This is a genomic window from Bradyrhizobium sp. A5 (assembly GCF_042076515.1).
Lineage (GTDB): Bacteria > Pseudomonadota > Alphaproteobacteria > Rhizobiales > Xanthobacteraceae > Bradyrhizobium > Bradyrhizobium cosmicum.
Window position 1 is genome coordinate 3,382,529 of the sequence record NZ_CP148990.1, and the last position, 26,407, is coordinate 3,408,935.

27 protein-coding genes are annotated in these 26,407 nt (G+C 63.7%); 10 read left to right on the forward strand and 17 right to left on the reverse strand.

Annotated features, from left to right (window positions below; translation table 11 throughout):
- Positions 1 to 63: 63 nt before the first annotated feature.
- The 4 genes from WHZ77_RS16170 to WHZ77_RS16185 form a co-directional block, all read right to left on the reverse strand.
- Positions 64 to 636 carry a CAP domain-containing protein gene (locus WHZ77_RS16170; RefSeq protein ID WP_375314518.1) on the reverse strand — a complete coding sequence of 191 codons (573 nt, stop codon included), beginning with the start codon at positions 634 to 636 and terminating at the stop codon, positions 64 to 66.
- Between the two features lie 73 nt (positions 637 to 709).
- Positions 710 to 1,804, reverse strand: coding sequence for a serine/threonine protein kinase (locus tag WHZ77_RS16175; RefSeq protein ID WP_375314519.1), 1,095 nt, complete (start codon positions 1,802 to 1,804; stop codon positions 710 to 712).
- Positions 1,805 to 1,809: 5 nt separating this feature from the next.
- On the reverse strand, positions 1,810 to 3,237 hold the full coding sequence (trmFO, locus tag WHZ77_RS16180) for a methylenetetrahydrofolate--tRNA-(uracil(54)-C(5))-methyltransferase (FADH(2)-oxidizing) TrmFO (RefSeq protein WP_375314520.1): 1,428 nt from the start codon (positions 3,235 to 3,237) through the stop codon (positions 1,810 to 1,812).
- Between the two features lie 124 nt (positions 3,238 to 3,361).
- Positions 3,362 to 3,514 carry a DUF1127 domain-containing protein gene (locus WHZ77_RS16185; protein WP_007590701.1) on the reverse strand — a complete coding sequence of 51 codons (153 nt, stop codon included), beginning with the start codon at positions 3,512 to 3,514 and terminating at the stop codon, positions 3,362 to 3,364.
- Between the two features lie 642 nt (positions 3,515 to 4,156).
- On the opposite strand from WHZ77_RS16185, the gene WHZ77_RS16190 reads away from it, so the two are divergent.
- On the forward strand, positions 4,157 to 4,483 hold the full coding sequence (locus WHZ77_RS16190; RefSeq protein WP_375314521.1) for a hypothetical protein: 327 nt from the start codon (positions 4,157 to 4,159) through the stop codon (positions 4,481 to 4,483).
- A gap of 74 nt (positions 4,484 to 4,557) precedes the next feature.
- Here WHZ77_RS16190 and WHZ77_RS16195 read toward each other — a convergent pair whose 3' ends face one another.
- Together WHZ77_RS16195 and WHZ77_RS16200 are read right to left on the reverse strand one after the other, a co-directional pair.
- Positions 4,558 to 5,382: a lytic murein transglycosylase gene (locus tag WHZ77_RS16195; RefSeq protein WP_375314522.1), complete on the reverse strand. Its 825-nt coding sequence runs from the start codon at positions 5,380 to 5,382 to the stop codon at positions 4,558 to 4,560.
- Positions 5,383 to 5,517: 135 nt separating this feature from the next.
- The gene (locus WHZ77_RS16200; protein ID WP_375314523.1) at positions 5,518 to 6,426 is read right to left on the reverse strand and encodes a DUF2189 domain-containing protein; all 909 of its coding nucleotides are present in this window, start codon (positions 6,424 to 6,426) and stop codon (positions 5,518 to 5,520) included.
- Positions 6,427 to 6,760: 334 nt separating this feature from the next.
- Here WHZ77_RS16200 and WHZ77_RS16205 point away from each other — a divergent pair, with 334 nt between their 5' ends.
- Positions 6,761 to 7,159, forward strand: a complete 399-nt coding sequence (locus WHZ77_RS16205) for a DUF3597 domain-containing protein (protein WP_168213672.1) — start codon at positions 6,761 to 6,763, stop codon at positions 7,157 to 7,159.
- A gap of 53 nt (positions 7,160 to 7,212) precedes the next feature.
- Here WHZ77_RS16205 and WHZ77_RS16210 read toward each other — a convergent pair whose 3' ends face one another.
- The 4 genes from WHZ77_RS16210 to WHZ77_RS16225 form a co-directional block, all read right to left on the reverse strand.
- Complete coding sequence (locus tag WHZ77_RS16210; RefSeq protein ID WP_143845566.1) at positions 7,213 to 7,488, reverse strand: GNAT family N-acetyltransferase; 276 nt, start codon at positions 7,486 to 7,488, stop codon at positions 7,213 to 7,215.
- A gap of 68 nt (positions 7,489 to 7,556) precedes the next feature.
- A complete protein-coding gene (locus tag WHZ77_RS16215) occupies positions 7,557 to 7,832 on the reverse strand; it encodes a GNAT family N-acetyltransferase (protein ID WP_015685932.1) in 276 nt (91 codons plus the stop codon).
- Between the two features lie 12 nt (positions 7,833 to 7,844).
- The gene (locus WHZ77_RS16220) at positions 7,845 to 8,360 is read right to left on the reverse strand and encodes a DUF3828 domain-containing protein (RefSeq protein WP_375314524.1); all 516 of its coding nucleotides are present in this window, start codon (positions 8,358 to 8,360) and stop codon (positions 7,845 to 7,847) included.
- A gap of 91 nt (positions 8,361 to 8,451) precedes the next feature.
- Positions 8,452 to 8,814 carry a hypothetical protein gene (locus WHZ77_RS16225; protein WP_375314525.1) on the reverse strand — a complete coding sequence of 121 codons (363 nt, stop codon included), beginning with the start codon at positions 8,812 to 8,814 and terminating at the stop codon, positions 8,452 to 8,454.
- 179 nt (positions 8,815 to 8,993) lie between these two features.
- Here WHZ77_RS16225 and WHZ77_RS16230 point away from each other — a divergent pair, with 179 nt between their 5' ends.
- Both WHZ77_RS16230 and WHZ77_RS16235 read left to right on the forward strand, forming a co-directional pair.
- Positions 8,994 to 10,601 (forward strand): acyl-CoA synthetase, encoded by a 1,608-nt coding sequence (locus tag WHZ77_RS16230; RefSeq protein ID WP_375314526.1) that lies wholly within the window; start codon positions 8,994 to 8,996, stop codon positions 10,599 to 10,601.
- Positions 10,602 to 10,610: 9 nt separating this feature from the next.
- The gene (locus WHZ77_RS16235; protein ID WP_375314527.1) at positions 10,611 to 11,471 is read left to right on the forward strand and encodes a PCC domain-containing protein; all 861 of its coding nucleotides are present in this window, start codon (positions 10,611 to 10,613) and stop codon (positions 11,469 to 11,471) included.
- 16 nt (positions 11,472 to 11,487) lie between these two features.
- Here the strand turns inward: WHZ77_RS16235 and WHZ77_RS16240 are convergent, their stop codons facing one another.
- Complete coding sequence (locus WHZ77_RS16240) at positions 11,488 to 13,569, reverse strand: DUF1217 domain-containing protein (protein ID WP_375314528.1); 2,082 nt, start codon at positions 13,567 to 13,569, stop codon at positions 11,488 to 11,490.
- A gap of 276 nt (positions 13,570 to 13,845) precedes the next feature.
- Between WHZ77_RS16240 and WHZ77_RS16245 the strand changes: the two genes are divergently transcribed.
- The 3 genes from WHZ77_RS16245 to WHZ77_RS16255 all read left to right on the forward strand — a co-directional run bounded on the left by WHZ77_RS16245 (position 13,846) and on the right by WHZ77_RS16255 (position 16,923).
- Entirely contained in the window at positions 13,846 to 14,583 is a 738-nt protein-coding gene (locus WHZ77_RS16245; protein WP_375314738.1) for an AAA family ATPase, read from the forward strand.
- An 820-nt stretch (positions 14,584 to 15,403) separates the two neighbouring features.
- Complete coding sequence (locus WHZ77_RS16250; protein ID WP_375314529.1) at positions 15,404 to 15,967, forward strand: SRPBCC family protein; 564 nt, start codon at positions 15,404 to 15,406, stop codon at positions 15,965 to 15,967.
- Between the two features lie 2 nt (positions 15,968 to 15,969).
- A complete protein-coding gene (locus tag WHZ77_RS16255; protein ID WP_375314530.1) occupies positions 15,970 to 16,923 on the forward strand; it encodes a cytochrome D1 domain-containing protein in 954 nt (317 codons plus the stop codon).
- An 85-nt stretch (positions 16,924 to 17,008) separates the two neighbouring features.
- Here the strand turns inward: WHZ77_RS16255 and WHZ77_RS16260 are convergent, their stop codons facing one another.
- Positions 17,009 to 17,650, reverse strand: coding sequence for an HAD family hydrolase (locus WHZ77_RS16260; RefSeq protein ID WP_375314531.1), 642 nt, complete (start codon positions 17,648 to 17,650; stop codon positions 17,009 to 17,011).
- Between the two features lie 94 nt (positions 17,651 to 17,744).
- Between WHZ77_RS16260 and WHZ77_RS16265 the strand changes: the two genes are divergently transcribed.
- Both WHZ77_RS16265 and WHZ77_RS16270 read left to right on the forward strand, forming a co-directional pair.
- Complete coding sequence (locus tag WHZ77_RS16265) at positions 17,745 to 17,972, forward strand: DUF433 domain-containing protein (protein ID WP_375314532.1); 228 nt, start codon at positions 17,745 to 17,747, stop codon at positions 17,970 to 17,972.
- Positions 17,973 to 18,021: 49 nt separating this feature from the next.
- Positions 18,022 to 18,192 (forward strand): DUF5615 family PIN-like protein, encoded by a 171-nt coding sequence (locus WHZ77_RS16270; protein ID WP_375314739.1) that lies wholly within the window; start codon positions 18,022 to 18,024, stop codon positions 18,190 to 18,192.
- A 150-nt stretch (positions 18,193 to 18,342) separates the two neighbouring features.
- Here WHZ77_RS16270 and uvrA read toward each other — a convergent pair whose 3' ends face one another.
- From uvrA to WHZ77_RS16295, 5 genes are all read right to left on the reverse strand, one after another.
- Positions 18,343 to 21,324 (reverse strand): excinuclease ABC subunit UvrA, encoded by a 2,982-nt coding sequence (gene uvrA, locus WHZ77_RS16275; RefSeq protein WP_375314533.1) that lies wholly within the window; start codon positions 21,322 to 21,324, stop codon positions 18,343 to 18,345.
- A gap of 310 nt (positions 21,325 to 21,634) precedes the next feature.
- Entirely contained in the window at positions 21,635 to 22,393 is a 759-nt protein-coding gene (locus WHZ77_RS16280; protein WP_375314534.1) for an outer membrane protein, read from the reverse strand.
- Between the two features lie 155 nt (positions 22,394 to 22,548).
- Positions 22,549 to 23,295, reverse strand: coding sequence for an outer membrane protein (locus WHZ77_RS16285; protein WP_375314535.1), 747 nt, complete (start codon positions 23,293 to 23,295; stop codon positions 22,549 to 22,551).
- 247 nt (positions 23,296 to 23,542) lie between these two features.
- Positions 23,543 to 24,232: an outer membrane protein gene (locus WHZ77_RS16290; RefSeq protein WP_375314536.1), complete on the reverse strand. Its 690-nt coding sequence runs from the start codon at positions 24,230 to 24,232 to the stop codon at positions 23,543 to 23,545.
- 237 nt (positions 24,233 to 24,469) lie between these two features.
- Positions 24,470 to 25,219 carry an outer membrane protein gene (locus tag WHZ77_RS16295; RefSeq protein ID WP_375314537.1) on the reverse strand — a complete coding sequence of 250 codons (750 nt, stop codon included), beginning with the start codon at positions 25,217 to 25,219 and terminating at the stop codon, positions 24,470 to 24,472.
- 461 nt (positions 25,220 to 25,680) lie between these two features.
- Between WHZ77_RS16295 and WHZ77_RS16300 the strand changes: the two genes are divergently transcribed.
- Entirely contained in the window at positions 25,681 to 26,178 is a 498-nt protein-coding gene (locus WHZ77_RS16300; RefSeq protein ID WP_375314538.1) for a single-stranded DNA-binding protein, read from the forward strand.
- The last annotated feature ends 229 nt before the right edge of the window (positions 26,179 to 26,407 follow it).

The following is a 26,407-nucleotide window of genomic DNA, read 5'->3' on the forward strand; positions in this document are numbered from 1 at the left end:
ATGAATTAGGCGCACCTGAGACTGCTAGCAAGTTGCGGCCGGGGGTCGATGCCTGGCTTCGTCTCAGATGCAGAGCCCGAGCAGCTTGACGTGGCAGTTGCTCGATTTGGGCCTGCTGGCAGGCGCGGCCTCGCGCTTCACGGCAACCAGCGGCTCCGTGTCCTTCTTGCCCTTGCCCTTCTTCGGCTCGTAATCGCCGGCTATCACCATCGCCCAGTAAGTGCGCTTGCCGCTGGCATTCCTGGCGTTCGCGATCCCGACGCGGGAAGCGTTGTGCAGCAAGAGGTTCTTGCGGTGCCCGGACGAGTCGATCCACTGTCCCAGCGTCTTCTCGAAATTGTCGTAGCCATAGGCGATGTTCTCGGCGGCGCGCCCCGCGCCGGCCGGCGCGACGCGGCGATTGAACGGGCCGAGTGCATCGTGACTGAGATCGTCCTTCGCCGCCATCGCGCGCGCCTGGTCCATGGCAATGCGGTCGAGGGTTGCGTCGCGCACGACGCGGACCTCACCGTGCTTGAGGCGGAAGCTGGAGATCAATTCGGCCGGGGATTCGGCCATCGCGGGCGCTGCCGCAAGCAGAACAAGGCCGGCGATCATGCCGCCAACCACCCGATGTGTCGTTCTCTGAATGCCCATAAGCCCGCCAAGCCGCATGATCCGACCGCTTCTCTATCGCCAATGTGGAGGCTTCATGGCGCGGACCACGGAGCTAGCTCGCCGGCAGGTCCGCCTCGAAGTTGAAGCGGTCGCGCAGGTTCTTGCGCTGCTCCAGGATGTCCTTGAGGAATGCGCGGTCCTGGTCGTTCTTCATCATCGGCTCGATCAGATCGAGCTGGTTCATGGCGACCAGCTGCAGGATCTCGGTGCGGGGCTTGCCGCTGCTGTCGCGCGGCAGCGCGTGCACGACCTGGATGTGTTCCGGCGGCTTCGGACCTTTGACGGCGGCAAGCTCGTTGCGGAGCTGGCCCTCGAGCGCAGCCTGATCGCCTTCGACGAACGCGTAGAGCCCGACGCCGGACCGTCGATCGGCGAACGCGACGATGGCGGTGTCGCGCACAGCCGGGTTCTTGCGGATCAGTTCCGCCAGCACCGGGGCGTCGTTGACGAGCCGGCGGCCACCGCCCTCACGGTCGGTGAAATTGAACAGGCCGCGTGTGATCGCCCGGTAGACCTTCTTGCCGGTGGCAAGCCACAGGCTCGCTGCGAAGGATTTCTTCGCCAGGATTTTGCGCTCGCGCGGCGTCAGCGCTTCGGGCGCGTAGGAGCGCTGGTGCTTGAGCAGATGCCGGAGATCTTCATAGGCCAGGATACGATAGAGCCGGCCGCGCCGTTCAAAGCAGGCTGCGAGCTGGAAGTCGGTGACATAGGCGCGGCCATCACGGCCAACCAGCCAGTTCTGTTCCTTGGCCAGATCGTTGTGGCAGATGCCGGCACGGCGCAGCCTGCGCAGCGCCGCCTTGGCCGAGCGGAAATAGGCGAGGTCGCCATGCGGTTTTGCAAGATGCAGCGCGACGCCGTCCACGAAGCCGCGCACCAGCGCGCGGCGGCCGGCCCACAGCAACTCGGGACCGACGTTCAGGCCCTTGGCCAACCTCAACGCATACTTCTCGCGCGCGAACAAATGGCGCGCGAGCAGGAACGACCACCACGGCACCTCGTCGAGCCGGCGCAGCACGGCGTCGACCTCGCCATTGTCACTACGAAAGCGGCCGCGCTCGACGGTCGAGAACACGTCGCGCTTGAGCAGCACGCCCTCGGTCCAGCGCGCCGACAGTGCCGCGGCGTCGTCTTTCGGCAGACTCATGAGGCTCACGCTGCTGCGGCGATGCGCAGGTGATCGGCGATCCAGCGATCGAGATCGGCGAGCGCCAGCGCGCTCATCGCCTGCTTCTTGGCCACCGTCTTCTCGTTGCCGCGCAGGCGCGTGCCGTCCGGCTTCTTCGTCGGTGCGCTCGCAAGTGGCGGAAACAGGCCGAAATTGATGTTCATCGGCTGGAACGAACGCGTGCCCGGCTCGATGGTCTCGATATGGCCGCCCGTGATGTGGCCGAGCAGCGATCCCAACGCCGTCGTGCCCGGCGGGCTCGCTAGGGTCTCGCCGCGGGCTTCTGCTGCGGCATAGAGGCCGGCGATCAAACCGACGCTGGCGGATTCCACATAACCCTCGCAGCCCGTCATCTGGCCGGCGAAGCGCAGTCGCGGCTGCGCGCGCAGGCGCAACTGACTGTCGAGCAGCTTCGGCGAGTTGAGGAAGGTGTTGCGATGCAGCCCGCCGAGGCGGGCAAATTCGGCGTTCTGCAGCCCCGGAATGGTGCGGAAGATGCGCTGCTGCTCGCCGTACTTCAGCTTCGTCTGGAAGCCGACGATGTTGTAGAGCGTGCCGAGCTTGTTGTCCTGCCGCAGCTGCACGATCGCGTAGGCTTTGGTGGTGGGATCGTGCGGATTGGTGAGGCCGACCGGCTTCATCGGGCCGTGGCGCAGCGTCTCGGGGCCGCGCTCCGCCATCACCTCGATCGGCAGGCAGCCGTCGAAATAGGGCGTGTTGGTTTCCCACTCCTTGAACTCGGTCTTCTCGCCGGCGATCAGCGCGGCGACGAAGCCGTCATACTGATCCTTGGTCATGGGGCAGTTGATGTAGTCGGCGCCGGTGCCGCCGGGACCGACCTTGTCGTAGCGCGATTGGAACCAGGCCACGGACATGTCGATGGATTCGCGGTGAACGATCGGCGCGATCGCGTCGAAGAAGGCGAGCGCGCTCTCGTCGGTCAGTTCGCGGATGGCGTCGGCCAGCGGCGCGGAGGTGAGGGGGCCGGTTGCGACGATGACGTTGGTCCAGTCGGCCGGCGGCAGGCCAGCGACCTCGTCACGGACGATTTCGATCAGCGGATGGTCGTTGAGCGCCTTGGTGACGGCCGCCGAGAAGCCGTCGCGATCGACTGCCAGCGCGCCGCCGGCGGGCACCTGATTGGCATCGGCCGCTCGCATGATCAGCGAGCCCAGTCGGCGCATTTCGGCATGGAGCAGGCCGACAGCGTTGTTGGCGGCATCGTCCGAGCGGAATGAATTGGAGCAGACGAGCTCGGCGAGCCCATCGGTGCGGTGTGCCTCAGTCATGCGGCTCGGCCGCATTTCGTGGAGCGCCACGGGCACGCCGGATTGGGCCACCTGCCAGGCGGCTTCGGAGCCTGCAAGGCCGGCACCGATGACGTGCACGGAATTGGATTGGGGTCCTGTCATGTGCGGACAGGTAGCGCTTTTCGGCGGTCAGTGGAATCGCCGAGATCGAGTTTTCTGCCACCGGATACGACAACGCCCGCACGAGGCGGGCGCTATCGGTTGGTCCCGTGAGGGCTGAACGATATCAGCCCTGGTACTGACCGGCGGCAACGCGCGGGATGTCCGAGCGATCGAGGCCGATATCGGCCAGCTCGCGATCGCTGAGCTGGGACAGCTCGGCAACATTGCGCTGATAGTCCCGGAAAGCCTGGATCATGCGGATGAGCGAGAGCAGCATTGGTAGTCTCCTGTAGTTCGATTCAGCCCTTGCCCGGGCGTCATCGTTGAAATGAACATAGGTGAGCGTGGTGCACTGCGAAAGTTCCGATGTTGCGATGCAGCTAAGCGGAAAACGCATGGCATCGGTAACAGACGATTAACCCGAGGGCAGGCCCGCCCAAAGGTTGGGCGAAACGAGGAAGTAACTGCCATAAATGTCCGTGAATCCACGGAGTTATAGCTAAGTCGATGGTTCTGGTCGAAGGAGAAGTAAGTTGCGCGCGGTTCGCTCGCAAGCCGATCAAGCAGCTTCTACGCCCAAGTCTCGCATGCATAAATCGCATGATGCAGGAACCGTACAAATGAATTTATATTCATTTATATGGGATTTGGTCCGCAATCTGATGGACGACCGATTCGTCACCCCCCGCTAGGGCAAGTGATCCAGCGAAGGAGGCGGTTGGGCGGGGCTAACTGGATTCGTACCGATTTACCGTCGAGAATCCACCCGAGTGCAGTGCACGCACCTCGGACATGCGCGCTTGATTACACAGCCGTAATGAAAGTCAGAAATTTCGCATGCGGCTCTGCACTTCACGCAACATCACGCAATTCTCGCGGGGATTTTATTGCGGCATGTTGCCGCGGCAGGAGGAAAGTGATGTCGCAGATTCCGGCAATGTCGCTGGTTCTGTCTCAAGAAAAAGAGAAGGAAAGTAACATCATGACGAAGTTACTCGGGGTTATCGCAATTGCCGCCGTCGCATTCGCCGTCGCGCCGGCCCAGGCCGCCAAGCACGCCATGGGCGGCTGCAGCTCGGCCAATCTGGAGAAGACCGAGGCCGCGATCGAGAACATGGCCGACGGTGACGGCAAGATGGTCGCGCAGAAGGAGATCGCTTCCGCGCAGGACTCCATGCTCAACGGAAAAATGGGTGCGTGCGGCGCGCACCTGAACAAGGCGATGCACGCCACCATGGGGAAGTAAAACGGGTAGGCAAGCGCACCAAGAGAGGGCCGGTCGCCGGGCGATCGGCCCTACGCGTTTGATTGAGCGTCCGCTTAAGGGGCGCGCGCGAGTTGGGTCGCGAAATAGGCAACGGTCTTGGAGTAGACCTCGCTCTTGTTCCACTGCTGGAGCACAGCAAAATTCGGAGCGCCGGGCTGCCAATCCTTGCCCTTCTGCCAGCCATAGCCGGCGAGATAATTGGCGGTGGAGGCGAGCACGTCGGGCGCGTTGTGCAAGAGGTCGCGCTTGCCATTGCCGTCGAAATCGACGGCGTATTTCATCCAGGACGACGGCATGAACTGGGTCTGGCCGAGTTCGCCGGCCCAGGCGCCCTTCATGTCGGCCGGCGCGAGATCGCCGCGTTGGACGATGCGCAGCGCATCCAGCAACTCGGCGCGAAACTGCTCGGAGCGGCGGCAATCATAGGCCAGCGTCGCCAGCGAGCGGATCGTCGCGAACTTGCCGGTGTTGACGCCGAAATCGGTCTCGAGCCCCCAGATCGCGACCAGCACTTCGCCCGGCACGCCATAGGTCTGCTCGATGCGGGAAAGCACCGAGCCGTATTGCTTCATCATGTTGGAGCCGCGCGTCATGCGGGGCGGCACCATGCGGCCGGAAAACTCCTCGAAGGTCTGGGTGAAGACCTTCTGGGAGCGATCGCGATTCAGCACGGCCTGATCGAGCGTCACACCTGTCAGGCCCGAGGCAATGGCCTGTTGCGAAATGCCCTTGGCCGCTGCGTCGGTTTTGAAGTCCGCAAGCCAGGCGTCGAAATTGCCCGATCCGCAAGCGACGGCGGCTAGCGCGGGCTGGGCTGACAGGATGGATGCGGAAAGGGCGAGGGCTGCGAGAGCGAGACGAGAAATCGTCGGGGACATCAGATGAAATTGATTCCGTGAAGTGATCTGACCGGCAGGCGCAATCTCGATTGTAACCGCGGCCAAAGCAAGGCGTATGACAGGCCGCGATCCTGCCCGAGCCGGGCCCGGGCAGGATCGCTTGTCACGATATCGTCAGGCGTCCGTCCGATTGCGCCAGGGGAAGAGGTTGGCGGGGAAGTCGGCGGCCGGCTTGCGCGGGCGATGAGGCGGAGGCGGCACCGGCCGCGCACCGGGATCGGAGACGATCACCTTGCGGTACAGATGCCAGGTGGCGTGGCCGAGCAGGGGGATCACCACGGCGAGGCCGAGGAAGGCCGGGATCGTTCCGAGCGCCAGCAGCAGCGCGACGATCAGGCCCCAGGCCGCCATCGGCACCGGGTTTTTCGCGACCACGCGCAGTGAGGTGACCATTGCCTCGAACGCACCGGCATGGCGGTCGAGCATCAGGGGGAACGATACCGCGCTGATGCAGAGCGCGGTGAGCGCGAACAGGAAGCCGGTGCCGCAGCCGACCACGATCAGCCACCAGCCTTGCCGGGTGGTGAGCACGCGCGTCAGAAAATCGGAGACGCCGGACGCGCCCTCATAGCCGAACGCCGCGATGTAGATCGCCTGCGCCGTCGCGACCCAGGTCACGAACAGGGCGAGCAGCAGCGTGCCGAGGCCGAGCATGGCGCCGAAGGAAGGCGAGCGCAGCACCTCCATGGCATCCCAGGCGCTGGCCTCCTCATAGCGTTCGCGGCGGCTGGAGAGCTCGTACAGACCGAGCGCCGCGAAGGGCCCGATCAGTGCGAAGCCAGCAGCCAGCGGGAACAACAGTGGCAGCACCGAGTAGCCCATCACGACGCGGGCGAGCACGAGGCCGAGTACCGGATAGATCACGCAGAGGATGATGGCGTGGCTCGGAACCGCCTTGAAATCCTCCCAGCCGCGCCTGAGTGCGTCGTGAAGGTCGGAGAGCTGGATGGTTCGGATCACCGGTCCCGCCGCATCCGCGGGCGGGGCCATCGTGGGGACATTGCCCTGGTAGAGTGTGGCCATTGTCGCTAGCTCCCTTGCCGGCGGCCGAATCCTGCGCCAGCAAACGGCGCGAGCGGCCGCTCTTCTCTGAGTTTCGCGATTCCAACCAGACGCGAATTCCGGACGGGCTCGCGAGTTGTACGCGAAGGCTACTCTCAATTCCGAGTCCTGTCCCTCACGCTTGGGTGAGATTCGATGCCGCAGTGCAACCTCGACGATGTCATTCGGTCGTCATTTCGCCGCAGATAAGCTGATGCTGTCTGTCGGTTCGCAGAACTTCGCGGGCGCAACGCAGTAACTTCGGCTATAAGTGCCACTCAAGGCCCTTCCAGCGGATCCATTTCGGGGAGAAGACATGAGCATTTTCGGGAAAATCATGGGCGCGATCTTTGGCAGCCACCCGGCTTCCGCCGCGCCTGCCGGTGGCGCACCCGCAGGCGGCGCGCCTGCAGGAGCCGCGCCGGGCGGATCGGCACCCGCAGCAGCGCCAATGGCAACCGTGGACGTGGCGGCCGTCGTCGACAAGCTGGTGGCAGCCCAGAAGGAGAAGCTGGAATGGCGCACCTCGATCGTCGACCTCATGAAGGCGCTCGACATCGACTCCAGCCTCGCTGCACGCAAGGATCTCGCCAAGGAGCTTGGCTACAGCGGTGACATGAACGACTCGGCGAGCATGAATGTCTGGCTGCACAAGCAGGTAATGTCCAAGCTCGCTGCCAATGGCGGCAAGCTGCCGCCGGAGATCAAGCACTGACCGATCGCGAGTTCGTTTGCCAGGGGGCCCGCGCTCGCGCGGGCCTCTTTGCGTCAGGCGACGAGGTCCGCATCCTCCGGATGCTTCTCGATATAGTCGACGACGAAGCCGCAGCCGGCGATCACCTTGTTGCCGTCGCGGCGGATCAAGTCCAACGCGCCCTTGACCAGCTCGGAGGCGATGCCGCGGCCGCGTAGCGCGCGGGGCGTCTCGGTGTGGGTGATGATCACCGCCGACGGCGTCAGCCTGTAATTGGCAAAAGCGATTTCGCTGCCGACATCGAGTTCGAAGCGGCTCCTGTCCTTGTTGTCGCGTACCGATGCGGCCATGCGTGGTCCTTCAGAAGCGGTGTGTATGTTTCCTGATTTAGGCAGTCTCGACCACTTCGCAATGACGGCTACGTCTTCACCAGGTCCTGATAGTCGGGATGCTTCTCGATCCACGCCTTCACGAACGGGCATTCCGGGATCACCTTCAAACCGGCTGCGCGGACCTGGTCGAGCGCGCCTTGCACGAGCTTCGAGCCGACGCCCTTGCCGCCGAGCTCCTTCGGCACGTCGGTGTGCTCGAACGTGATGATGTTGCCGTCGAGCTTGTAGTGCTCGGTCGCAAGATGGCCCTCGACCTCAAGCTCGTAGCGGTGATGGGCCCTGTTGTCGATAATTTCGCTCATGGCGTTCTCCGGTCAGCTCTTCAGCGAGTCCGTCAGCATCTTGCGGATCGACCAGGCTTCGCCGTCGGACGAGCCTCTGATGTCGTCGATCCGCCAGCTATTGGCCCCGCGCACGAAGTCGTAACGCACGATCAAATCGGCGGGTTTGCGGTCGTTGCGATGGCCGGTGATGGTCACCGCGACGATCGCCTTTTCGGCCTCCATCTTCTCGGCGTCAACCTTGAACGATTTCACGTCCGGTTCCTGCGAATTGGTGACGGGATCGAAATCGATCGGCCCGACGTCGCCCTTCGGCGTATGCGCATCCGCCTTGGCCCACAGCGCGATCAGCGCCTTGGAGAGATACTGGCTCTTGGCGACCTTGTTTGCGATAACGAAGGCGCCGCCGCCATCGCCCTTGCCCTTGGCCGCGCGGGTGTAGATCGCGGTCAGGATGGCGACGGGATCGCTGGGGGTGGGTATCACGGCGTATGCCGGGGAGGTCGTGGCTAGCAGGGAGGTGACGACGAAGGTCCGGCGGGTGAGCATGAGATATCCTTGGGACGATGGCGTGCGTCGACAGGCCGGAGAGGCCGGTGTCAGCGCGTATGTTGGTAGACCGATGTGAGGGCGGTTCGGTTCAATCGGTCGCTTTGGCCAGACGTGCGTCTTCGGGCTGCGGCTGCGGGCGCAGGCAGCCCTGGCAGATGACGAGGGAGCGGTTGACCCTGGCGTCGTGCTCGGCCTCGATGCCGTCCTGAGCCTGCCACCATTCCTTCGAATAGGGCTGAAGTCCGGCTTGCGATGTGTCGCGCTCGGATGCGGCGCGCGTCGAACGCGATGATCCCGAGGCAGAACGTGGCTGATTGGGGTTTTCGCCGGCGCCATCCCAGGCATAGCGCGCGGGCCTCAAGGCAGGATCGGTGGCGAGATGAGCCTGCGGGGCCACGGCACATCCGGCGAGCGCCAGCGACAACAGGAGGAGGGCGGGCGCTTTGACCATGATGCGGCACTCCGTACGCGAGAACTGAACGAGGTTGCGCCGATCATGTTTAAAATTCGTTCAACAAGCGCATGAACGCCACACTGGCCAGCGGCCTTGCAGGGGCAGGTTCGATGACGATAAATGGGCTGCAATGAGCGGGCGGCCGGTGCGCCGTCTGCCGTCGAAGAGGAAGCCCGATGCAGCCCCTGCGCATGTCCCGCCGCGTCATGAATCTCGCTCACATGCTGACCCAGAATGCGCGGCGGCATGGGGCGCGTCCCGGCTTCGTCTGGGGTGAGATATCCTGGACGTGGCACCAGATCGAGGCCCAGGTCTCGGCGCTGGCGGCGGCGCTCGCCGCGCGCGGCATCGCCAAGGGCGACCGCATCCTCGTCCATTCCAAGAACAGCGACGAGATGTTCTTTTCGATGTTCGCGGCGTTCCGGCTCGGCGCGGTCTGGGTGCCCACCAATTTTCGGCTGATGCCGGATGAGGTCACCTATCTCGCGCAGGCCTCTGGCGCGAAGGCGTTTCTGTGTCATGTCGATTTTCCCGAGCACGCGGCGAGCGTGAAGGGCGGTGCGCTGGAATTCACCTGGAGCCTCGACGGCAAGGCCCCGTTCGGCGAACGCTCGGTGGCCGACGCTATCGCCTCGCAGGCAGGCCGCGTGGTCGCGAACGTTGCGGTTGAGCACGACGATCCCTGCTGGTTCTTCTTCACGTCCGGCACCACCGGCCGCTCCAAGGCCGCGGTGCTGACCCACGGCCAGATGGGCTTTGTCGTCACCAACCATCTCGCCGATCTCACCCCCGGCGTTACGGAATCGGATGCGTCGCTGGTGGTGGCGCCGCTGTCGCACGGCGCTGGCGTGCATCAGCTGGTGCAGACCGCGCGCGGCGTCTGCACCATTCTGCTGCCCACAGAGAAGTTCGACATCGACGAGGCCTTCCGCCTGATCGAGACGCATCGCGTCGCCAATCTCTTCACCGTGCCGACCATCCTGAAGATGATGGTCGAGCATCCCGCCGCCGACAAATACGACCACTCCTCGCTGCGGCACGTGATCTATGCGGGCGCGCCGATGTATCGTGAGGACCAGAAGGCCGCGCTGAGGAAGCTCGGCAAGGTCATCGTGCAGTATTTCGGGCTCGGCGAGGTCACCGGCAACATCACGGTGCTGCCGGCGGCGCTGCATGATCCCGAGGACGGGCCACATGCGAAGATCGGCACCTGCGGCTTCGAGCGCACCGGCATGCAGGTCTCGATTCAGGACGACGAGGGTCGCGAGCTCGTGGCCAACCAGAGCGGCGAGATCTGCGTGATCGGCCCTGCCGTGCTTGCCGGCTACTACGACAACCCCGACGCCAACGCGAAGGCGTTCCGCAATGGCTGGTTCCGCACCGGCGATCTCGGCCATATGGACGAGGAAGGCTTTCTCTACATCACGGGACGCGCCTCCGACATGTACATCTCCGGCGGCTCCAACATCTATCCGCGCGAGATCGAGGAGAAGATCTTGACCCATCCCGCGGTCGGCGAGGTCGCCGTGCTCGGCGTGCCCGATGCGACCTGGGGCGAGGTCGGCATCGCCGTCTGCGTTGCGCGCGAGGGCGAGACACCGGTGAGCGAAGCGGAGATGGCGGCGTTCCTGCTGCCGAAGGTGCCGCGCTACAAGATGCCGAAACGGTTCTTCTTCTGGGAAGCGTTGCCGAAGTCCGGCTACGGCAAGATCCCGAAGCGCATGGTGCGCGACGAGCTCGAGGCGCGCGGGCTGCTCGATCTCGACAAGACGAAGGTGGGCTGAGCATACGCGATGCGAAGTATCAAGCAGCCGGGCTTGCCGGCCACTGAGCGCATCCAATGGGTGGAGGCGAGCGGACGCGCCTTCTCGTTCACGCTTCAAGCAGGGGTGCCGTTGCTGGAAGCCGCGCGCCGCGGTTTTGCCGCGGAGGGCTTTGCGGGGGGCGTGCTGAATTTCGGCAGCGGTACGCTCGGGCCGTTCGCATACGTGATGCCGGCGTTGTCGAAGACCCGCGAGAACGCCGCGTTCTACAGCGATACGTATCGGCCTGGCGGCGTGACGCGGACCAGGCTCGGCAGCATGACGCTCGGCACGCGCGACGGTGCGCCGTTCTTTCACTGTCACGGGCTGTGGACGGAGGCGGACGGCAAGGCGAGCGGCGGCCACATGCTGCCGGACGAGACGATCGTTGCCGAGGCGTTCGAGGTCGCGGCCTTCGGCATCGATGGTGCGATCTTCACCGCCGAGCCCGATCCTGAGACCAACTTCAAGCTGTTCGGACCGGTCGCTGCCACGAGCACCGGCGCTCGCGCAACGAGCCGGGTCTTCGCGCTGCGGCTGCGCCCGAACCAGGATTTCGCCGGCTGCCTCGAAGAGTTTTGCCGCGCGCGCGGCATCGCGCACGCGAAGATCCACGGCGGAGTCGGCTCGACCATCGGCGCGCGCTTCACCCACGGCGGCGTGACCGAGCCGTTTGCAACCGAGCTGGCGATAACGGCCGGTGCGATCGTGCCGGGAGAGTCCGGTGCTCTGGAAGCGGCGCTCGACGTCGCGTTGATCGACTACACGGGCGGCATTGCAGAGGGCCGTCTGATCCGTGGCGACAATCCCGTGCTCATGACCATGGAATTGGTGCTCGAAGTGTTGGGCTAGTAGTCCCGAGCGACCATTAATGTGCACGTAGCTTGGCGATGGCCAGGTACGTGGCCTCACTCATGCTCGATATGCCTGAGTTCGATCCCTGAAAGAGATTGAGCAGGGGCGATTGACCCTGGCCGGTGCTGTCGCTGTTCTTGACGTCGTACATTGCGGAGAACCGGCTCAGCAGCTTGTCCACCTTCGCGGGATCGGAGAGATCCTTGATCTTCATGAATTTGTCCACGAACTTGGCCTGCTGATCGATCGGCATCGCAGCCATTGAATCGGGCAGATTGAAGGTGGTCCTGAACACCTCGGAAAGGGCCTTGTCGGCGAGGATGTCGTATGCGGACGTGATGTCTCCCGCCTTCCGCTTGAAATACAGCGCCAGGCGGACGCCGGGATTCGTATCCCCCTGCTGCAGCTCCAGGCTTTGCTCGAGATAGTTCGTCTGGGTTTCCCGGAATTGATCGCGCTTCTGAGGACCCATCATCGGCAGGCGTGCGACGTTGCCCTTGCTGTCGAAATTGAACGACGCCACGATTTCGGCAAAGCGGGGATCGCTCTGCGTGTTCACGAAGCTCTTCTTGTCGTTCAGGTCGGAGGCGAAGACCTTCTTGAGGAAATCGTCGCTGACCTTTTTGGGGTCCAAGCCCTTGGCCAGGAGAATCAGATCGACCATCGGCCGGTTTGCAAGAAGATCGGACACCTTGTCGATGCCTGCGATCGCCTGCTGATATTCCGTCGCATCCTTGGCGGCTTGTGCCTTAACCGCCGCCTGCTGCTGTGGAGTCGCCGTGCTTGCGCTCTTCACTGCTTGAATGACGTAGTCTTTCGCAATCTGAAGGACTTCAGCCGAATCCTGCGCCACCAGGGGGGTCGTCAGATTGCCCTTCGCATCGAAGTTGAAGGCGCGCGCGAGCTGGACGTAGCGGGTGTCCTTGAGGGTATAAACATAGCTCTTGGGATCGTTGATGTCGCTTTCGAGGACCTTCTTGATAACGTCCTGCGAGACCTTGTCGGGGTCGAGGCCGACGGCGCCCAGCGCAAAATCATACACGCCCGGTGTCGACAGGAACGCCTGGACCGAATTGATCTTGAGGAGGTCCGTCCTGAATTGCTTGATCGCCACGGCTTCGTAGATCGGGCTTGCCGCCGAGTAGATGTCGGCCTTGCTGTCGTCGAACTGTTTCTTCGTGAGCGTGATATTTGCGGCGGTCTGCGCGGGCGTACCTGCCGGAAGCGACCCGTCGGGCAAGAACTCGAACGCGCCGGCCAGGTCGACGAAATTGCCGATCGCTCCGATCTGGTCGTTGAGGCTGGAAACGCTCTTCGTTGCCGTCTCCAGATGATATTTCTCGACCAGGATCTGGACCTGCAACTGGGGCACGTTGGCGCCTGGCTGCGAGAGTTGGGCGGTATAATTGGCGATGTTCGAATTGGCCGCGCTGATATCCGATTGCGCCTGGGCGAGCGACGCGTTGAGGCCGCTCAGCTGGGACGCGAAGGTGGTGTTGACGTAGCTGGCTGGATCGGAGGGATCGCTGCGCAGGACCTGGCTGATCGTGCCGGGCGGCCACTTGCTTTCGTCGATCCCGAATGCCGAATAGACATAGTTGCGAAGACGATCGTTGTTCAGGAGCTGGTCTGCAGTGGTGATGTTGCCGATCTGGGCGCTGTAGTAATTCTGGTCACTCGTCAGTGCGTCGACCTCGTGCTTCTTGGTCGCGGTGTAGAGGCCAATCATCTCGTCGGTCTGGGTGTCCGATTGTGCGACCGGCGTCGCACTGCCGTTGAAGGAAAATGCCGCGGCAAACTCCCGGTACCGCTTGTCGACCAGCTGGTTGACGAAGCTCTTGGAGTCGTTGAGGTCGCTTTCCAGCACCTTTTTCATGAAGGCCTTGGCGTACGCCATGTCTTCCAGGCCGTATGCCTTCATCGCGTAATGATAAAGGCGGTAATCCTTCATGAAATCATCGACGGTCTTCACCTTGCCGATGTTGGCCTTGTAGTAGGCAGCCTCTCGCGCGACGTCCGCTTGCTGTTCGACCCGTGCCAGGGACTGCTTGAGATTGCGCGTGATGTAGTTGTAACCGAAATACGTTGATACCATCGCGCATTCCTCGCGGCGTCGTACGGTCCCGGACGTCCGTCAATCATTGCGGGGTCGCGAGGTGGGAGCTGGCCTCATGCCAGCAAGCTCAGTCGTAACTTCGTCTTCTTAATTGGGCGCCCGGTGACGGGTGCCGGCTTTGTTTCAATTTGTGTCCGTATGTTTCTCAAATGCAGCTTTCGCGAGGATTGTGTTCCTGATATGTTCTTGTCGGGAGAATAGGGCGGATTAGGCTGGAGGCGGGGCACGAGCCGAAGAAGCGGTCGAACGATCAACCTGCCGGCGCCTTACCTGAAACGGGTCTGGCTCGACCCGTCGCAAGTTCGCGGTCGCGAGGCCTATCCGTTTTGCCTGCCGATCTTTCCGGATGATTTCGAGCTCCACTTCGAGGCGGCCATCACCATCATCGTCGGAGAAGATGGCACCGGGAAGTCGACGATCCTCGAGGGGATCGCAGCGCTCGCCGGCTACGACGATGCCGGCGGCGGGAAGGGCTACATGCCGGTCGACCACTCCGAAGCGCGGGAGAAGATGGGCGGCCAACTTTCCAAAGCCCTGCGCGCAAGCTGGCTGCCGAAGATCACCAATGGCTGGTTCTTTCGTGCCGAGAGTTTCTTCTCGGTGGCGCGCTATCTCGACAAGGCCGCACGCGATGCCGGCCAGGCTGGTCCCGATTTTCCGTCGCATTCCCATGGCGAGGGTTTCCTGCGCTTCTTCGAGGAGCGCTGCCAGCGTCAGGGCATCTTCATCTTCGACGAGCCGGAATCGGCGCTCTCGCCGGCGCGCCAGATCGAACTCCTGAAGCTGCTGCGGCGCATAGAGGAGTCCCGCATCTGCCAGGTCATCATGGCCACCCATGCGCCGCTGCTGATGGCCTATCCCAATGCGCAGCTGCTGCGGCTGGGGAAATACGGCCTGGAGCCTGTTACGGTGGAGCAGACCGATCATTACCGGGTGATGCGGGAGTTTTGCGACGATCCGCGCGGGTTCGTGGAGGCGACCCTGGCGGAGTAGGCGAGGCACGCGGCAGACGCGTGGTCTCTCCACGTCATTGCGGAGTGTGGAGTTGCGGGCGCTGCGCTGCGTCTGGAGTGCGAGACTGCTGTTGAACGGCTGACATAGACTCTCGTCCTCGCGGCGTATTTCGCCCGAGCTTTGCTGCATTTGCCACCCCCAGAAGTGCCGAGGGCGCAGGGAAGGCCGGGTGCCGGCTGGCACCCGCGGTCCACTGTGCGAAAATTGCGCTACAAGAGGCTGCACAGTGGCATACAGGTGAAGCCAAACATCCGGCCTTCCCTGCGCAGCGGGGTTACGGCTTATGTCGCGCTCTCCCCGGGGAGCGATGCACTATTGCCCCCGTCGCCTTGCGGATGGTTGATGCACGCGCCCGGTCGGGCCGCCGCATCACCGCAACGCTTGACGCCAGCCTGCGGGCGCCAGGACCACACGATTTTGCCGTACGCAGGCTGCACCGGTCGTATGCGCGACGCGTTTGCTCACGGTCTGACCCGCCCTGCAAACCACCTTCGCGCCGGCGCCGCCTGCGTCCACCACGTCCCACCCCGCGTGTCGTGACGATCGCGATGCGCCCCTCGGCCGGGGTGGGATGGCTCGTTATATGATAATCCGAAATACGGATAAAGAGAATTATTTTCATCTGGCGTGGTTGACCCTGCCATGGGTGTTTTGCCCGCCGGGCCCCGCAAGAGGTTGTGGATGCGTCCAAGCTTTCCGCCGCGACGGCGCCACGAACGGGTCTCCCCATGGCCGCAAAATGCGCTACGATGAGGCCAGCGCGCACCAAGTCGCGCAGATTCAAGGGTGAGGAAACGACATGCGGATGCGAAGCGGAACGGCGATCGCGGGAGTGGCGGCGCTGGCGGTGGCGGCAATGGCTCTCAACGCCGCGTTTGAGCCGGTTTCGGCCCACGGCCCGACCCGGCAGAAGGTGCGGGAATCCATCGAGATCAACGCACCGCAGGCCAAGGTGTGGGCGGCGATCGGCAATTTCCAGGACATGAGCTGGCTTCCGCCCGTCACCAAGACCGAGGGCGAGAAGGGCAACGAGATCGGCGCGACGCGCAAGCTGACGCTGCAGGGCGGGGCGACGGTGGAGGAGGAGCTCTACAAATACGAGCCCGACATGCTGAGCTATTCGTACCGGATCACCAAGGTCGACGTGAAGGTGCTGCCGGTCACCAATTATTCCTCGACGATCACGGTGTCGCCCGCGCCCGACGGTAAGGCGAAGGTGGAATGGGCCGGCGCGTTCTACCGCGGCTTTCCCAACAACGATCCGCCGCCGGAACTGAACGACGAGGCTGCGATGAAGGCGGTGAGCGGGTTGTACAAGGTCGGCCTCGAGGCGCTGAAGAAGAAGATCGAGAGCGGAAGCTGACCGTGCGGGCGCGGGTCCTGGCGGCGCTCGCCGCCAGCCTTTGCCTCACAGGGTTTGGCTGCGCCTCCGCCGAGGAAGCGTTCGTCACCAACCAGCTCAGCGACGATCTGATGGTCGTCGACCTCGCCACCGCGCGTAGCGTCGCGACCATCCCGATCGGCGGCAAGCCCGCGGGCGTCGCCGTCAGCGCGGACGGGCGCTTTGCCTATGTCACGAGCCCGGATGCCAAGGCGGTGACGGTGGTGGACGCGGCAGCGCGGCAGGTCGCCGGCCGCATCGAGGTCGGCGGCGGCCCGCTCGGCATTGCGGTCGCGCCCGATGGAAAGACGGTCTATGTCGCCGACTGGTATGCAGCCGCAGTGCGGGTGATCGATGCGGCCTCACGCAGCGTCACCGCCAGCATCGCGGTCGGAGCCTCGCCGTCGGGCCTCGCTGTGACGCCGGACGGCAAGCTGCTGCTCTCGGCCGACCGCGACGACGACAGCGTCTCGGTGGTGGATACGACGACGCGCCAGCGTAATGCGATGATCAAGGTCGGCACCCGCCCGTTCGGCGTCACCATAGATGCCGAGGGCAAGCGCGCCTACACCGCCAATGTCGGCTCTGACGACGTCTCGGTGATCGACATCGCCGCTGGGGCCGAGATCGGCCGCGTGCCGGTCGGGATGCGCCCCTATGCGGTGGCGCTGACGCAGGGGCGCGGCTTCGTCACCGACCAATATGGCGGCACCGTCAGCGTGTTCGATCTGGCGACGCTGAAGCTGGTGAAGCGTATCAACGTCGGCGATTATCCCGAGGGTATCAATGCGACCGCCGACGGCAAGCGCATCGTCGTCGCCTGCTGGGAGAGCAACACGCTCGTGATCATCGATGCGGCCGAGCTGAAGGTGATCGGCGAGGTCAAAACCGGCGACGGCCCGCGCGCGTTCGGGGCGTTCTTGCGGAGGACGGAGTAGGTGGGTGTAGGGTGGATTAGCCGTAAGGCGTAATCCACCTCTTTACTCTCCACCCGGATAGAGAAGTGGTGGGTTACGCCTTCGGCTAACCCACCCCAAGATTTCGGCGCACCGCGTCCGCAATCTCGTCGATCCGCTCGAACACGTAGTCCGGCTCCCGCGCCCGCAGCGCCGCCGGCGCCGCATAACCCCAGCACACAGCGCCGCAGGCAATGCCCACCGCTCGCGCCGCCTCGATGTCGCGGACCTCGTCGCCGATCGCGATGACCTTGGCGGGCTCGACGCCCGCGCGCCGGACGACCCGGCGAAATTTTGCAGGCTTGCCGAACAGCGACGCCGAGCAGTCGAAATGCGAGAACAGCGCGGCGGCCTCGCCAAGCTTCTCGCGCGCATTGGCCTCGCTGTCGGATGTTACCAACGCAAGCTGCACCCCGCTCTCGGCCAGTGTCCGCAGCATCGCCTCGACGCCGGCAAATAACGAAATCTCCGCCGCAGCCTCCGCCTTCAGCCGCCGCGCATGCCGCGCGATCGCCGGCAGTTTCCACAAGGGCACCTCGAGCCGGCTGAGGATCTCCCGCGTCGAAGCTTGCCGCAACCCCTCGACATCCTCGTCCCGCACGCGGCGAAAGCCGAAGTGATCGGCGATGTCGTTGATGGTCCGCAGGAACCACGGAAAGCTGTCGGCCAGCGTGCCGTCGAGATCGAAGATGGCGAGGGAATAGGGCATGGAGGAGGGCTGGGCGGGCCGAGAATCGGGCCTGCCGGCGATGCGCTGACACAGGCCATCGGAGGTGATATATTGACCTTCTCAGAGGTGACAGATGTCGGAGCTCCTGGCAAGAATTACGGTTGATCCGCAGCGTATGCATGGACGCCCGTGCATTTGCGATTTGCGCATCACGGTTGCCGACGTCCTGGGACTGCTCTCCGCGGGACAGTCCCGTGACAGCATCCTTGAAGACTATCCGTATTTAGAAGAGGCCGACATCGACGCCGTGCTCGCCTATGCCGCCCGTCAGGTCGATCGCCCCATCATAGCGGCCAAATAGCTTGCTTTATCTGATCGATGCGCAGCTTCCACCCGCGCTTGCGGAAGCTATGCGTTACGCTGGTTACGATACAACCCACGTCGTCGATTTCGGGATGGCAAATGCGCTGGACGGGGTGATCTGGAACGAGGCCATTTCTCGATCGGCTGTTCTTGTCACCAAGGATCGCGATTTCTCGCTTCTTCGCGCCGCAAAGCGGCAGGGACCGATCGTGCTCTAGGTGCGCGTCGGCAATATCGACAATCGCGCACTGATCCGCCAATTTCTGAGCGCCATGCCGCAAATTGTCGAAGCCGTCGCCCGAGGCGAGGCGGTGATCGAATTTGTTGGCAGCTAACAGGGCTCGACTCTTGAACGTCGACGCCACAGTCTACTCCGCCGCCTCGCTCGTCCTCCCGCGCTTCGGCTTCCTTGCCTTCTTCAGCACGGGCGCCAGGAACTTGCCCGTGTAGCTCCGCGGCGCCTTGGCAATGTCTTCCGGCGGGCCCCAGGCGACGATCTCGCCGCCGCCGTCGCCGCCTTCGGGGCCGAGGTCGATGACCCAGTCGGCGGTCTTGATCACTTCGAGATTGTGCTCGATGACGACGACCGTGTTGCCCTGCGCGACCAGCTCGTGCAGCACCTCCAGGAGCTTCTTGACGTCGTGGAAGTGCAGGCCGGTGGTGGGTTCGTCCAGGATGTAGAGCGTGCGGCCGGTGGCGCGCTTGGACAATTCCTTGGCGAGCTTGACGCGCTGGGCTTCGCCGCCGGACAGCGTCGTGGCCTGCTGGCCGACATGGATGTAGTCGAGCCCGACCCGGTGCAGGGTCTGGAACGTCTCGCGCACGCGCGGCACCGCCTTGAAGAACTCGGCGGCTTCCTCGACGGTCATGTCGAGCACGTCGGCGATGGACTTGCCCTTGAACAGGACTTCCAGCGTCTCGCGGTTGTAGCGCTTGCCCTTGCAGACGTCGCAGGTGACGTAGACGTCGGGCAGGAAGTGCATCTCGATCTTGATGACGCCGTCGCCCTGGCAGGCCTCGCAGCGGCCGCCCTTGACGTTGAAGGAGAAACGGCCGGGCTCGTAGCCGCGCGCTTTCGACTCCGGGAGGCCGGCGAACCATTCGCGGATCGGCGTGAAGGCGCCGGTATAGGTCGCGGGGTTGGAGCGCGGCGTCCGGCCGATCGGCGACTGGTCGATGTCGATGATCTTGTCGATGTGCTCGAGGCCCTCGATTCGGTCGTGGGGCGCGGCACCCTCGCTGGCGTTGTTCAGCTTGCGGGCGATGGCCTTGTAGAGTGTGTCGATCAGCAGCGTCGACTTGCCGCCGCCGGAGACGCCGGTGACCGCGGTGAACAGGCCGAGCGGAATCTCGGCCGTGACGTTCTTGAGGTTGTTGCCGCGCGCGTTCACCACCTTGATGGTGCGGCGATGGTTGGGCGGGCGCCGCTCGGGCACCTCGACCTCGAGCTCGCCGGTCAAGTACTTGCCCGTCAGCGATTTCGGGTTGCGCATGATCTCGGCCGGCGTGCCCTCGGCGATGATGTGGCCGCCATGCATGCCGGCGCCGGGGCCGATGTCGAGCACGTAGTCGGCGAGCAGGATGGCGTCCTCGTCATGCTCGACCACGATCACGGTGTTGCCGAGGTCGCGCAGCCGCTTCAGGGTGTCGAGCAGGCGCGCGTTGTCGCGCTGGTGCAGGCCGATCGAGGGCTCGTCCAGCACGTAGAGCACGCCCGTCAGGCCCGAGCCGATCTGCGAGGCCAGGCGGATACGCTGACTCTCGCCGCCGGACAGCGTGCCGGAGGAGCGGGACAGCGTGAGATAGTTGAGGCCGACGTCGAGCAGGAAGGTGAGGCGCTCGCGGATTTCCTTGAGGATTCGTCCGGCGATCTCGTTCTGCTGCGTGTTCAGCGCCTCCGGCACGGTCTCGAACCAGGCGCCGGCGCCCTTGACCGAGAGCTCCGAGATCTCGCCGATGTGCTTGCCGCCGATCTTGACGCAGAGCGCCTCGGGCTTCAGGCGGAAGCCGCTACATGCGCCGCAGGGCACGTCGTGGAAATATTTCGAGAGTTCCTCGCGCGCCCATTCGCTCTCGGTCTCGCGATAGCGGCGGTTGATGTTGGTGATGACGCCTTCGAACGGCTTCTTGGTGTCGTAGGAGCGCACCCCGTCCTCGTAGGAGAACTTGATCTCGTCCTCGCCGGAGCCATGCAGGATCGCGTCTTTGGTCTTCTTCGGCAGATCCTTCCATTTGGTGGTCAGCGCGAACTTGTAGTGCTTGCCGAGCGCCGTCAGCGTCTGCACGTAATAGGGCGACGACGACTTGGCCCAGGGCGCAATCGCGCCCTTGCCGATGGCAAGCTCCTTGTCGGGGATGACGAGGTCCTCGTCGACATGCTGCTCGACGCCGAGGCCGCCGCAGGCCGGGCAGGCGCCATAGGGGTTGTTGAACGAGAACAGGCGCGGCTCGATCTCGGGGATCGTGAAGCCCGAGACGGGGCAGGCGAATTTCTCCGAGAACAGGATGCGCTCGGGGCCGCTCTTGTCGTGGATTTTTGCGGTCTTCTTGTCCGATTTCTTCTCGTCGCCCGCTGACGCCGGTGCATCGGCATATTCGATCACGGCGAGGCCCTCGGCGAGCTTGAGCGCCGTCTCGAAACTCTCGGCGAGGCGCTGGCCGATGTCGGCGCGCACCACGATGCGGTCGACCACGACGTCGATGTCATGCGGGAATTTCTTGTCGAGAACAGGCGCCTCCGCCAGCTCATGAAAGCTGCCGTCGATCTTGACGCGCTGAAAGCCCTTCTTGAGCCATTCGGCGAGTTCTTTCCGGTACTCGCCCTTGCGGCCGCGCACGACCGGCGCGAGCAGATAGAGCCGGGTGCCTTCGGGCAGCGCCAGCACGCGGTCGACCATCTGCGAGACGGTCTGGCTCTCGATCGGCAGGCCGGTGGCGGGCGAATAGGGCACGCCGACGCGCGCCCAGAGCAGACGCATGTAATCGTAGATCTCGGTGACGGTGCCGACGGTGGAGCGCGGATTCTTCGACGTCGTCTTCTGCTCGATCGAGATCGCCGGCGACAGGCCGTCGATCTGATCGACGTCGGGCTTCTGCATCATCTCCAGGAACTGGCGGGCATAGGCCGACAGCGACTCGACGTAGCGGCGCTGGCCCTCGGCATAGATAGTGTCGAAGGCGAGCGAGGATTTGCCGGAGCCTGACAGGCCGGTGAACACCACCAGCTTGTCGCGGGGAATCTCGACGTCGATGTTCTTGAGGTTGTGCTCGCGCGCGCCACGGATCGTAATTGCGCGCAGGCTCGAGCCCGCGTTCTGCTGTTGGCGCTTCGCCTTGATCACTTCATCCATCCCGCTGGTCCTCAAGGAATCCCAAAAGCGCGCGATCGCGCCAATGTTGAAGGCGCGCTTCGCCCGGAACCGGGATCGGCGCCGATGGGGTTGGCAGCGAACGTAGGAAGAACGAGGACGGATTTCCAGTGGGACTTGCGAATCGTCAACGGATTGTTGGCGCCTTGGCGGCAACTGGCAGGAGCGGAGCACAAGGGAACAGGCGAAGGGCCGGCGCGAGGCCGGCCCTTCGTTCTCGTTCGGACGCGGACACGGAGGAATCCGCGCTTGAGCAGGACCTGGAGGAGTCCTTGGGGCTTCGTAATGGGGGTCAGTATTTGGCGACGAGCGGGCCGCCCCAGCGGTAGTTGATGCGGATCAGGCCCATGTCGATGTCCTGGCCAATCCGGTCGGTGCGCGCGAGAAATCCGCCAGTGAGTGTGGCGAAGTCGGCGCTGTGATGGCCCAGGAACACATGATTGTACTCGCCGCCGACAGACCAGTTCTCGGCAAAGCCCCACTCCACGCCGATGCCGATGGTGTAGCCCCAGCGGGTCTGGTTGACGCTGTTGAACGCGAGTGCAGGCACGCCCGGGAAGAAGGTGTCGTATTTGTCGTGCGCCACGGCCGCGCCGGCCTTGCCGTAGAGCAGCAGGCTGTCGACGGCGTAGCCCATCTGGCCGGTGAAGAGGCCGAAGGCGTCAATCCTGGTCTGGTTGGTCAGCGGGGCCAGTGCCACGCTGACATTGTTGCCCTTGAAGTCGGCCCAGTTGCCCTGGCCCTCGATGCCGAACACCCAGCGCGATTTCTGCCAGCGATAGCCGACCTGTCCACCGATCGTGCCGCCGCCTGCGTTGTGGCAGCCTTCGCCGACGGCTGGATCAACCGCGAGGCCGAGCGCGCTGGTCACGTTCCAGCAGGCGTGGGCCCAGCCGCCGCCACCGTTGATGCCGGCATACACGCCGCTCCAGTCGTAGGCGAGGACAGGCGCTACCGGCGCCTTGGAATACAGCGGCAGATCGGCAGCCGCCGCCGGCGCGATCGCGCCGAGTGCGAACAAGCCGGCCGCGGCCAGCGCACAAATCTTCATGTCAGATCCCCAACTCACCAAGCCAATGCGCGGGTGCGATTCGCGCCCCACGATTCCTTGACGGTTGGATGCTCGTCAGCGCGAAAACAAAAAGGCCGGCGCAAGGCCGGCCTTTCGTAGCGCGATGGCGTTGGAGGCGAAGATCAGTACTTCGCTTAGTACTTGGCGACCACCGGGCCACCAAAGGTGTAGTTGAGGCGGACGGTGCCCATGTCAATGTCCTGCTTGATATTGTCGATGCGGTCGTTGAAACCGAGAATCGTGAACGAGTTGTTGCGCTTGCCCATGAACAGATGGTCGTATTCGATCGCAACGGACCAGTTCGGCGCGAAGCCGAATTCGAGGCCGGTGCCGACCGCACCACCCCAGCGCGTCTCGCTTGCGCTGTCGATGACCACGCCGATCACACTGCCGTTGTACTTGGCGTGCGTGACGGCGGCGCCACCCTTCACGTACCAGAGCACGTTGTTCCAGGCATAGCCGACCTGGCCGGTGAACAGGCCGATCGCATCAATCTTGGTCTCGTTGACCAGCGGCGCGAGCGCCAGGCTGGTATTCGAGCCCTTCAGGTTGGCCCAGTCGCCCTGGGCCTCAAGGCCGAACACCCAGTTGGTGGACTGCCAGCGATAACCGATCTGGCCACCGACGACGGCGCCGGTTGCATTGTGACAGCCCTCGGCCGTGTCCGGACCCGCAACGCCGGCGATATTGTTGACGTCCCAGCAATTGTGGCTCGAGGCACCACCGGCGTTGGCGCCGATATAGAAGCCGGACCAGTTGTAGATCGAGGCCATCGCGACCGGCGCCTTGGTGTAAGGGCGGGCCGCCAGATCGGCCGCCGATGCGGGAGCCAACGCGCTGAGTGCGAACAGGCTGGCCGAAGCCAACAAAATCTTCTTCATTTCGATTCCCCAGTTCCGTTTCTCTTTGTCGCCTTCCGCACGGCGGAAGAGCGGCGGACCCAATGACCCAACTGACGTCACTCTCTTACACCATTGAAGCCAAAGGTTGTGTTACCGAGTCGCCACATCTCGCCGAAAACGTGCGGGAGCGGCCGGCCCATACTGGTACGCGTGAAAAACAAAAAGGCCGGCGCGAGGCCGGCCTTTCGTAACGCGATGGCGTTGGGCGCGAAGATCAGTACTTCGCTCAGTACTTGGCGACCACCGGGCCCCCGAAGTGATAGTTCACGCCGACCTGCACGGTGTGGAGGTTGAGCGTGCCGGTGGGCAGGACGCCCGAGAAGTAGGTCTCGCCGCCGAGGCTGCGATAGAGGTACTCGCCCTTGACCGACCACTGCGGCGCGAAGAACGCTTCGACGCCGGCGCCGACGGTCCAGCCGGAGTGCCACTTGCTGTCCGACGCGGTCACGCCGAGCGCAGACAGAGACAGCTTGTTGTCGATCCAGGCGTAGCCGCCGGTGCCGTAGAACAGGACCTGGTTGACGGCGTAGCCGATGCGGCCGCGCACGGTGCCCATCGCATCGGTCTTCGAGGTGAGCGTGGTGGTCACAACGCCGAAGCCGGGGACGGCAACGGGGCCGGTCGCCGAAGCGCTGACATCGGCCCAGGCGCCATCGGCCTCGATGCCGAACACGACATTGCCGGTCTGCCAGTTGTAGCCGGCGGTGCCGCCGACGAAGCCACCCTTCATCTTCGGATCGCCCGAGCCGTTCTCCCAGGCGCCGCCACCGACGATACCGAGATAGAAGCCGGTCCAGTTGTAGACCGAGGCCACAGCCACCGGTGCCTTGGTGTAGGGGCGGGCCGCGAGATCAGCGGCCGAAGCCGGAGCGGCGAGAGCGAACAAACAGGCCGAAGCCAACAAAACCTTCTTCATAATCAACCTAATCCCAGTCCCGGTTTCTGTTTCTGCCTTCCGTGCGTTCGGAAGGACATCGGACGCGTTGGTCCAACTGACGTCGGCTTACACCATTGAAGCCGCAAGTTGTGTCTCTCAAAAGCCACAGCGGTTGCAGAATGTAATGGTTACTGACGCACTAATCCGGCGGCTTGCCCTCAGCAAAAAGGCCGGCGCGAGGCCGGCCTTTGATCTGCAAGTGATATCAGAAGGATATCAGTACTTCGCGACGACCGGGCCGCCCCAGTTGAAATGATAGTTCACGCCTGCCTTGATGGTGTGGACGGTGTCCTTCCACTCCGAACGATCGGTCGGAATCCCGCTGTACTGGATCGAGCTCTTGCCGAAATCGATGTAGTTGTACTCGACCTTGGCCGACCAGTTCGGAGCGAACATGTATTCGGCGCCGGCACCGACCGTCCAACCCCAACGCCAGTCATTCTGGACGAAGACGTTTCCGGGAATGCCATCGTAGCGGTGCTGGATGTCACCGACCGCTGCACCGCCGCTGACGAACCAGAGCGCGGGACCAGTCGAGTAGCCGAGACGGCCCTTGATGTCGCCGAAGCCGCGAATCTTCGTGAAGTAGGTGTCACCGACGCCGGCATTGATCTCGGCAGAACGGCCGCTGATGTCAGCCCAGTGGTAGTCGCCCTCGATGCCGAATACGGCCGGGCCGGACTGCCAATTGTAGCCGAACACGCCGCCGACGAAGCCGCCGCTGGTGTCATACTTCTGGGTCCCGGCGAAGATCGCCGTATTCGGAGCGTCGAAGAAGGTCTCGTCACTACGGCCCCAGCCGCCGCCGCCCTGCACACCGGCATAGAAGCCGGTCCAGTTGTAGATCGGGGCGGGCGCGACCATCGGCGCCTTGGTGTAGGGACGCGCGGCCATATCAGCCGCATTCGCAGGAGCCGCCAAGCCCAACGCAGCGGCACCCAATGCAACCAGCAAAGTTTTATTCATTACGGTCTCTCCCATGTTTGTCCGCTTCACAAAATTCCCCAAAGCGGACCATCAGGCGCGATGCCCATACGATCTAATTCCGAGGCAAAGCTAGCCCGATTTGGCGCCAGAGTCCGTCTCCGAAATACCACAGTCGCGAACGAACGAAATGGAACTAAGTAAATGAATGTTAAGTGATTTTTCGTCTTACCGGGAACCCAAAAAAGTTCCATCGGGTTCCGTCGCCGTAGTCCAGTTTAAGTTCCACTCTGCCAGTTGATTCAGCAGTTACTCACCACAGACCCAGTTGAGAACAAATCTGGAACAAGCCCATCGTCGATGCTATATATGGGGATAACCTGAGGGGTGACGGGCTGATCCGCCCTCGCGAGCGTATAGGGTTCGCCTCAACAGGGTGGCAGAGGACCGTTTCGCGCGGACCCCGCCTTTGAGATTCAGTGGCATTCGGAGTGGAGAGCGGCATGGCGGGAAGCGTCAACAAGGTCATTCTGGTTGGAAATCTCGGCAAGGATCCTGAAATCCGCCGCACCCAGGACGGGCGGCCGATCGCGAATTTGAGCATCGCGACCTCCGAGACCTGGCGCGACAAGGCGACCGGCGAACGCAAGGAAAAGACCGAGTGGCACCGCGTCGTGATCTTCAATGAAGGACTCTGCAAGGTCGCCGAGCAGTACCTGAAGAAAGGCGCCAAGGTTTACATCGAAGGCGCGCTCCAGACCCGCAAATGGACCGATCAGGCCGGCGTCGAGAAGTACTCCACCGAGGTCGTGCTGCAGGGCTTCAACTCGACCCTGACGATGCTCGACGGCCGGAGCGGCGGCGGAGGCGGCAGCTTCGGCGACGAGCCGGGTGGCGATTTCGGCTCCTCCGGGCCCGTCAGCAGCGCGCCGCGCCGTGCGGTTGCCGCCGGCGGTGGCGGCGGCCGCAACAGCGACATGGACGACGACATCCCGTTCTGAGAACGGCGGTCGCAAGACGAGGACGCGCCGGCAGGATCGGCGGCGCTTCCCGTTTCGTATGAGCAAATCTCACTAATCGGCAGGAAGGGCTCGGGATTTCCGGGCCCGCTTCATGTTTGAGGTGAGCTTGGATCGCCGATCGGCAAACGGGCTGACGGGGTGGGCTCGCCGCGCGACTTGCCCGGCGGTGCGGGCGGCTTGGGAATGCCGATTCCGGGTTCTTCCAGGG

What these genes read in the sequence shown, in the direction of transcription:
- WHZ77_RS16280 (WP_375314534.1), bottom strand. Translation starts at nt 22,393, where the DNA reads ATGAAGATTTGTGCGCTGGCCGCGGCCGGCTTGTTCGCACTCGGCGCG.
- WHZ77_RS16205 (WP_168213672.1), top strand. Translation starts at nt 6,761, where the DNA reads ATGAGCATTTTCGGGAAAATCATGGGCGCGATCTTTGGCAGCCACCCG.
- WHZ77_RS16260 (WP_375314531.1), bottom strand. Translation starts at nt 17,650, where the DNA reads ATGCCCTATTCCCTCGCCATCTTCGATCTCGACGGCACGCTGGCCGAC.
- WHZ77_RS16270 (WP_375314739.1), top strand. Translation starts at nt 18,022, where the DNA reads ATGCGTTACGCTGGTTACGATACAACCCACGTCGTCGATTTCGGGATG.
- WHZ77_RS16240 (WP_375314528.1), bottom strand. Translation starts at nt 13,569, where the DNA reads ATGGTATCAACGTATTTCGGTTACAACTACATCACGCGCAATCTCAAG.
- WHZ77_RS16230 (WP_375314526.1), top strand. Translation starts at nt 8,994, where the DNA reads ATGCAGCCCCTGCGCATGTCCCGCCGCGTCATGAATCTCGCTCACATG.
- WHZ77_RS16265 (WP_375314532.1), top strand. Translation starts at nt 17,745, where the DNA reads ATGTCGGAGCTCCTGGCAAGAATTACGGTTGATCCGCAGCGTATGCAT.
- WHZ77_RS16250 (WP_375314529.1), top strand. Translation starts at nt 15,404, where the DNA reads ATGCGGATGCGAAGCGGAACGGCGATCGCGGGAGTGGCGGCGCTGGCG.
- trmFO (WP_375314520.1), bottom strand. Translation starts at nt 3,237, where the DNA reads ATGACAGGACCCCAATCCAATTCCGTGCACGTCATCGGTGCCGGCCTT.
- WHZ77_RS16175 (WP_375314519.1), bottom strand. Translation starts at nt 1,804, where the DNA reads ATGAGTCTGCCGAAAGACGACGCCGCGGCACTGTCGGCGCGCTGGACC.
- WHZ77_RS16185 (WP_007590701.1), bottom strand. Translation starts at nt 3,514, where the DNA reads ATGCTGCTCTCGCTCATCCGCATGATCCAGGCTTTCCGGGACTATCAG.
- WHZ77_RS16170 (WP_375314518.1), bottom strand. Translation starts at nt 636, where the DNA reads ATGGGCATTCAGAGAACGACACATCGGGTGGTTGGCGGCATGATCGCC.
- WHZ77_RS16195 (WP_375314522.1), bottom strand. Translation starts at nt 5,382, where the DNA reads ATGTCCCCGACGATTTCTCGTCTCGCTCTCGCAGCCCTCGCCCTTTCC.
- WHZ77_RS16295 (WP_375314537.1), bottom strand. Translation starts at nt 25,219, where the DNA reads ATGAATAAAACTTTGCTGGTTGCATTGGGTGCCGCTGCGTTGGGCTTG.
- WHZ77_RS16225 (WP_375314525.1), bottom strand. Translation starts at nt 8,814, where the DNA reads ATGGTCAAAGCGCCCGCCCTCCTCCTGTTGTCGCTGGCGCTCGCCGGA.
- WHZ77_RS16190 (WP_375314521.1), top strand. Translation starts at nt 4,157, where the DNA reads ATGTCGCAGATTCCGGCAATGTCGCTGGTTCTGTCTCAAGAAAAAGAG.
- WHZ77_RS16215 (WP_015685932.1), bottom strand. Translation starts at nt 7,832, where the DNA reads ATGAGCGAAATTATCGACAACAGGGCCCATCACCGCTACGAGCTTGAG.
- WHZ77_RS16220 (WP_375314524.1), bottom strand. Translation starts at nt 8,360, where the DNA reads ATGCTCACCCGCCGGACCTTCGTCGTCACCTCCCTGCTAGCCACGACC.
- WHZ77_RS16235 (WP_375314527.1), top strand. Translation starts at nt 10,611, where the DNA reads ATGCGAAGTATCAAGCAGCCGGGCTTGCCGGCCACTGAGCGCATCCAA.
- WHZ77_RS16285 (WP_375314535.1), bottom strand. Translation starts at nt 23,295, where the DNA reads ATGAAGAAGATTTTGTTGGCTTCGGCCAGCCTGTTCGCACTCAGCGCG.
- WHZ77_RS16210 (WP_143845566.1), bottom strand. Translation starts at nt 7,488, where the DNA reads ATGGCCGCATCGGTACGCGACAACAAGGACAGGAGCCGCTTCGAACTC.
- WHZ77_RS16300 (WP_375314538.1), top strand. Translation starts at nt 25,681, where the DNA reads ATGGCGGGAAGCGTCAACAAGGTCATTCTGGTTGGAAATCTCGGCAAG.
- WHZ77_RS16290 (WP_375314536.1), bottom strand. Translation starts at nt 24,232, where the DNA reads ATGAAGAAGGTTTTGTTGGCTTCGGCCTGTTTGTTCGCTCTCGCCGCT.
- uvrA (WP_375314533.1), bottom strand. Translation starts at nt 21,324, where the DNA reads ATGGATGAAGTGATCAAGGCGAAGCGCCAACAGCAGAACGCGGGCTCG.
- WHZ77_RS16200 (WP_375314523.1), bottom strand. Translation starts at nt 6,426, where the DNA reads ATGGCCACACTCTACCAGGGCAATGTCCCCACGATGGCCCCGCCCGCG.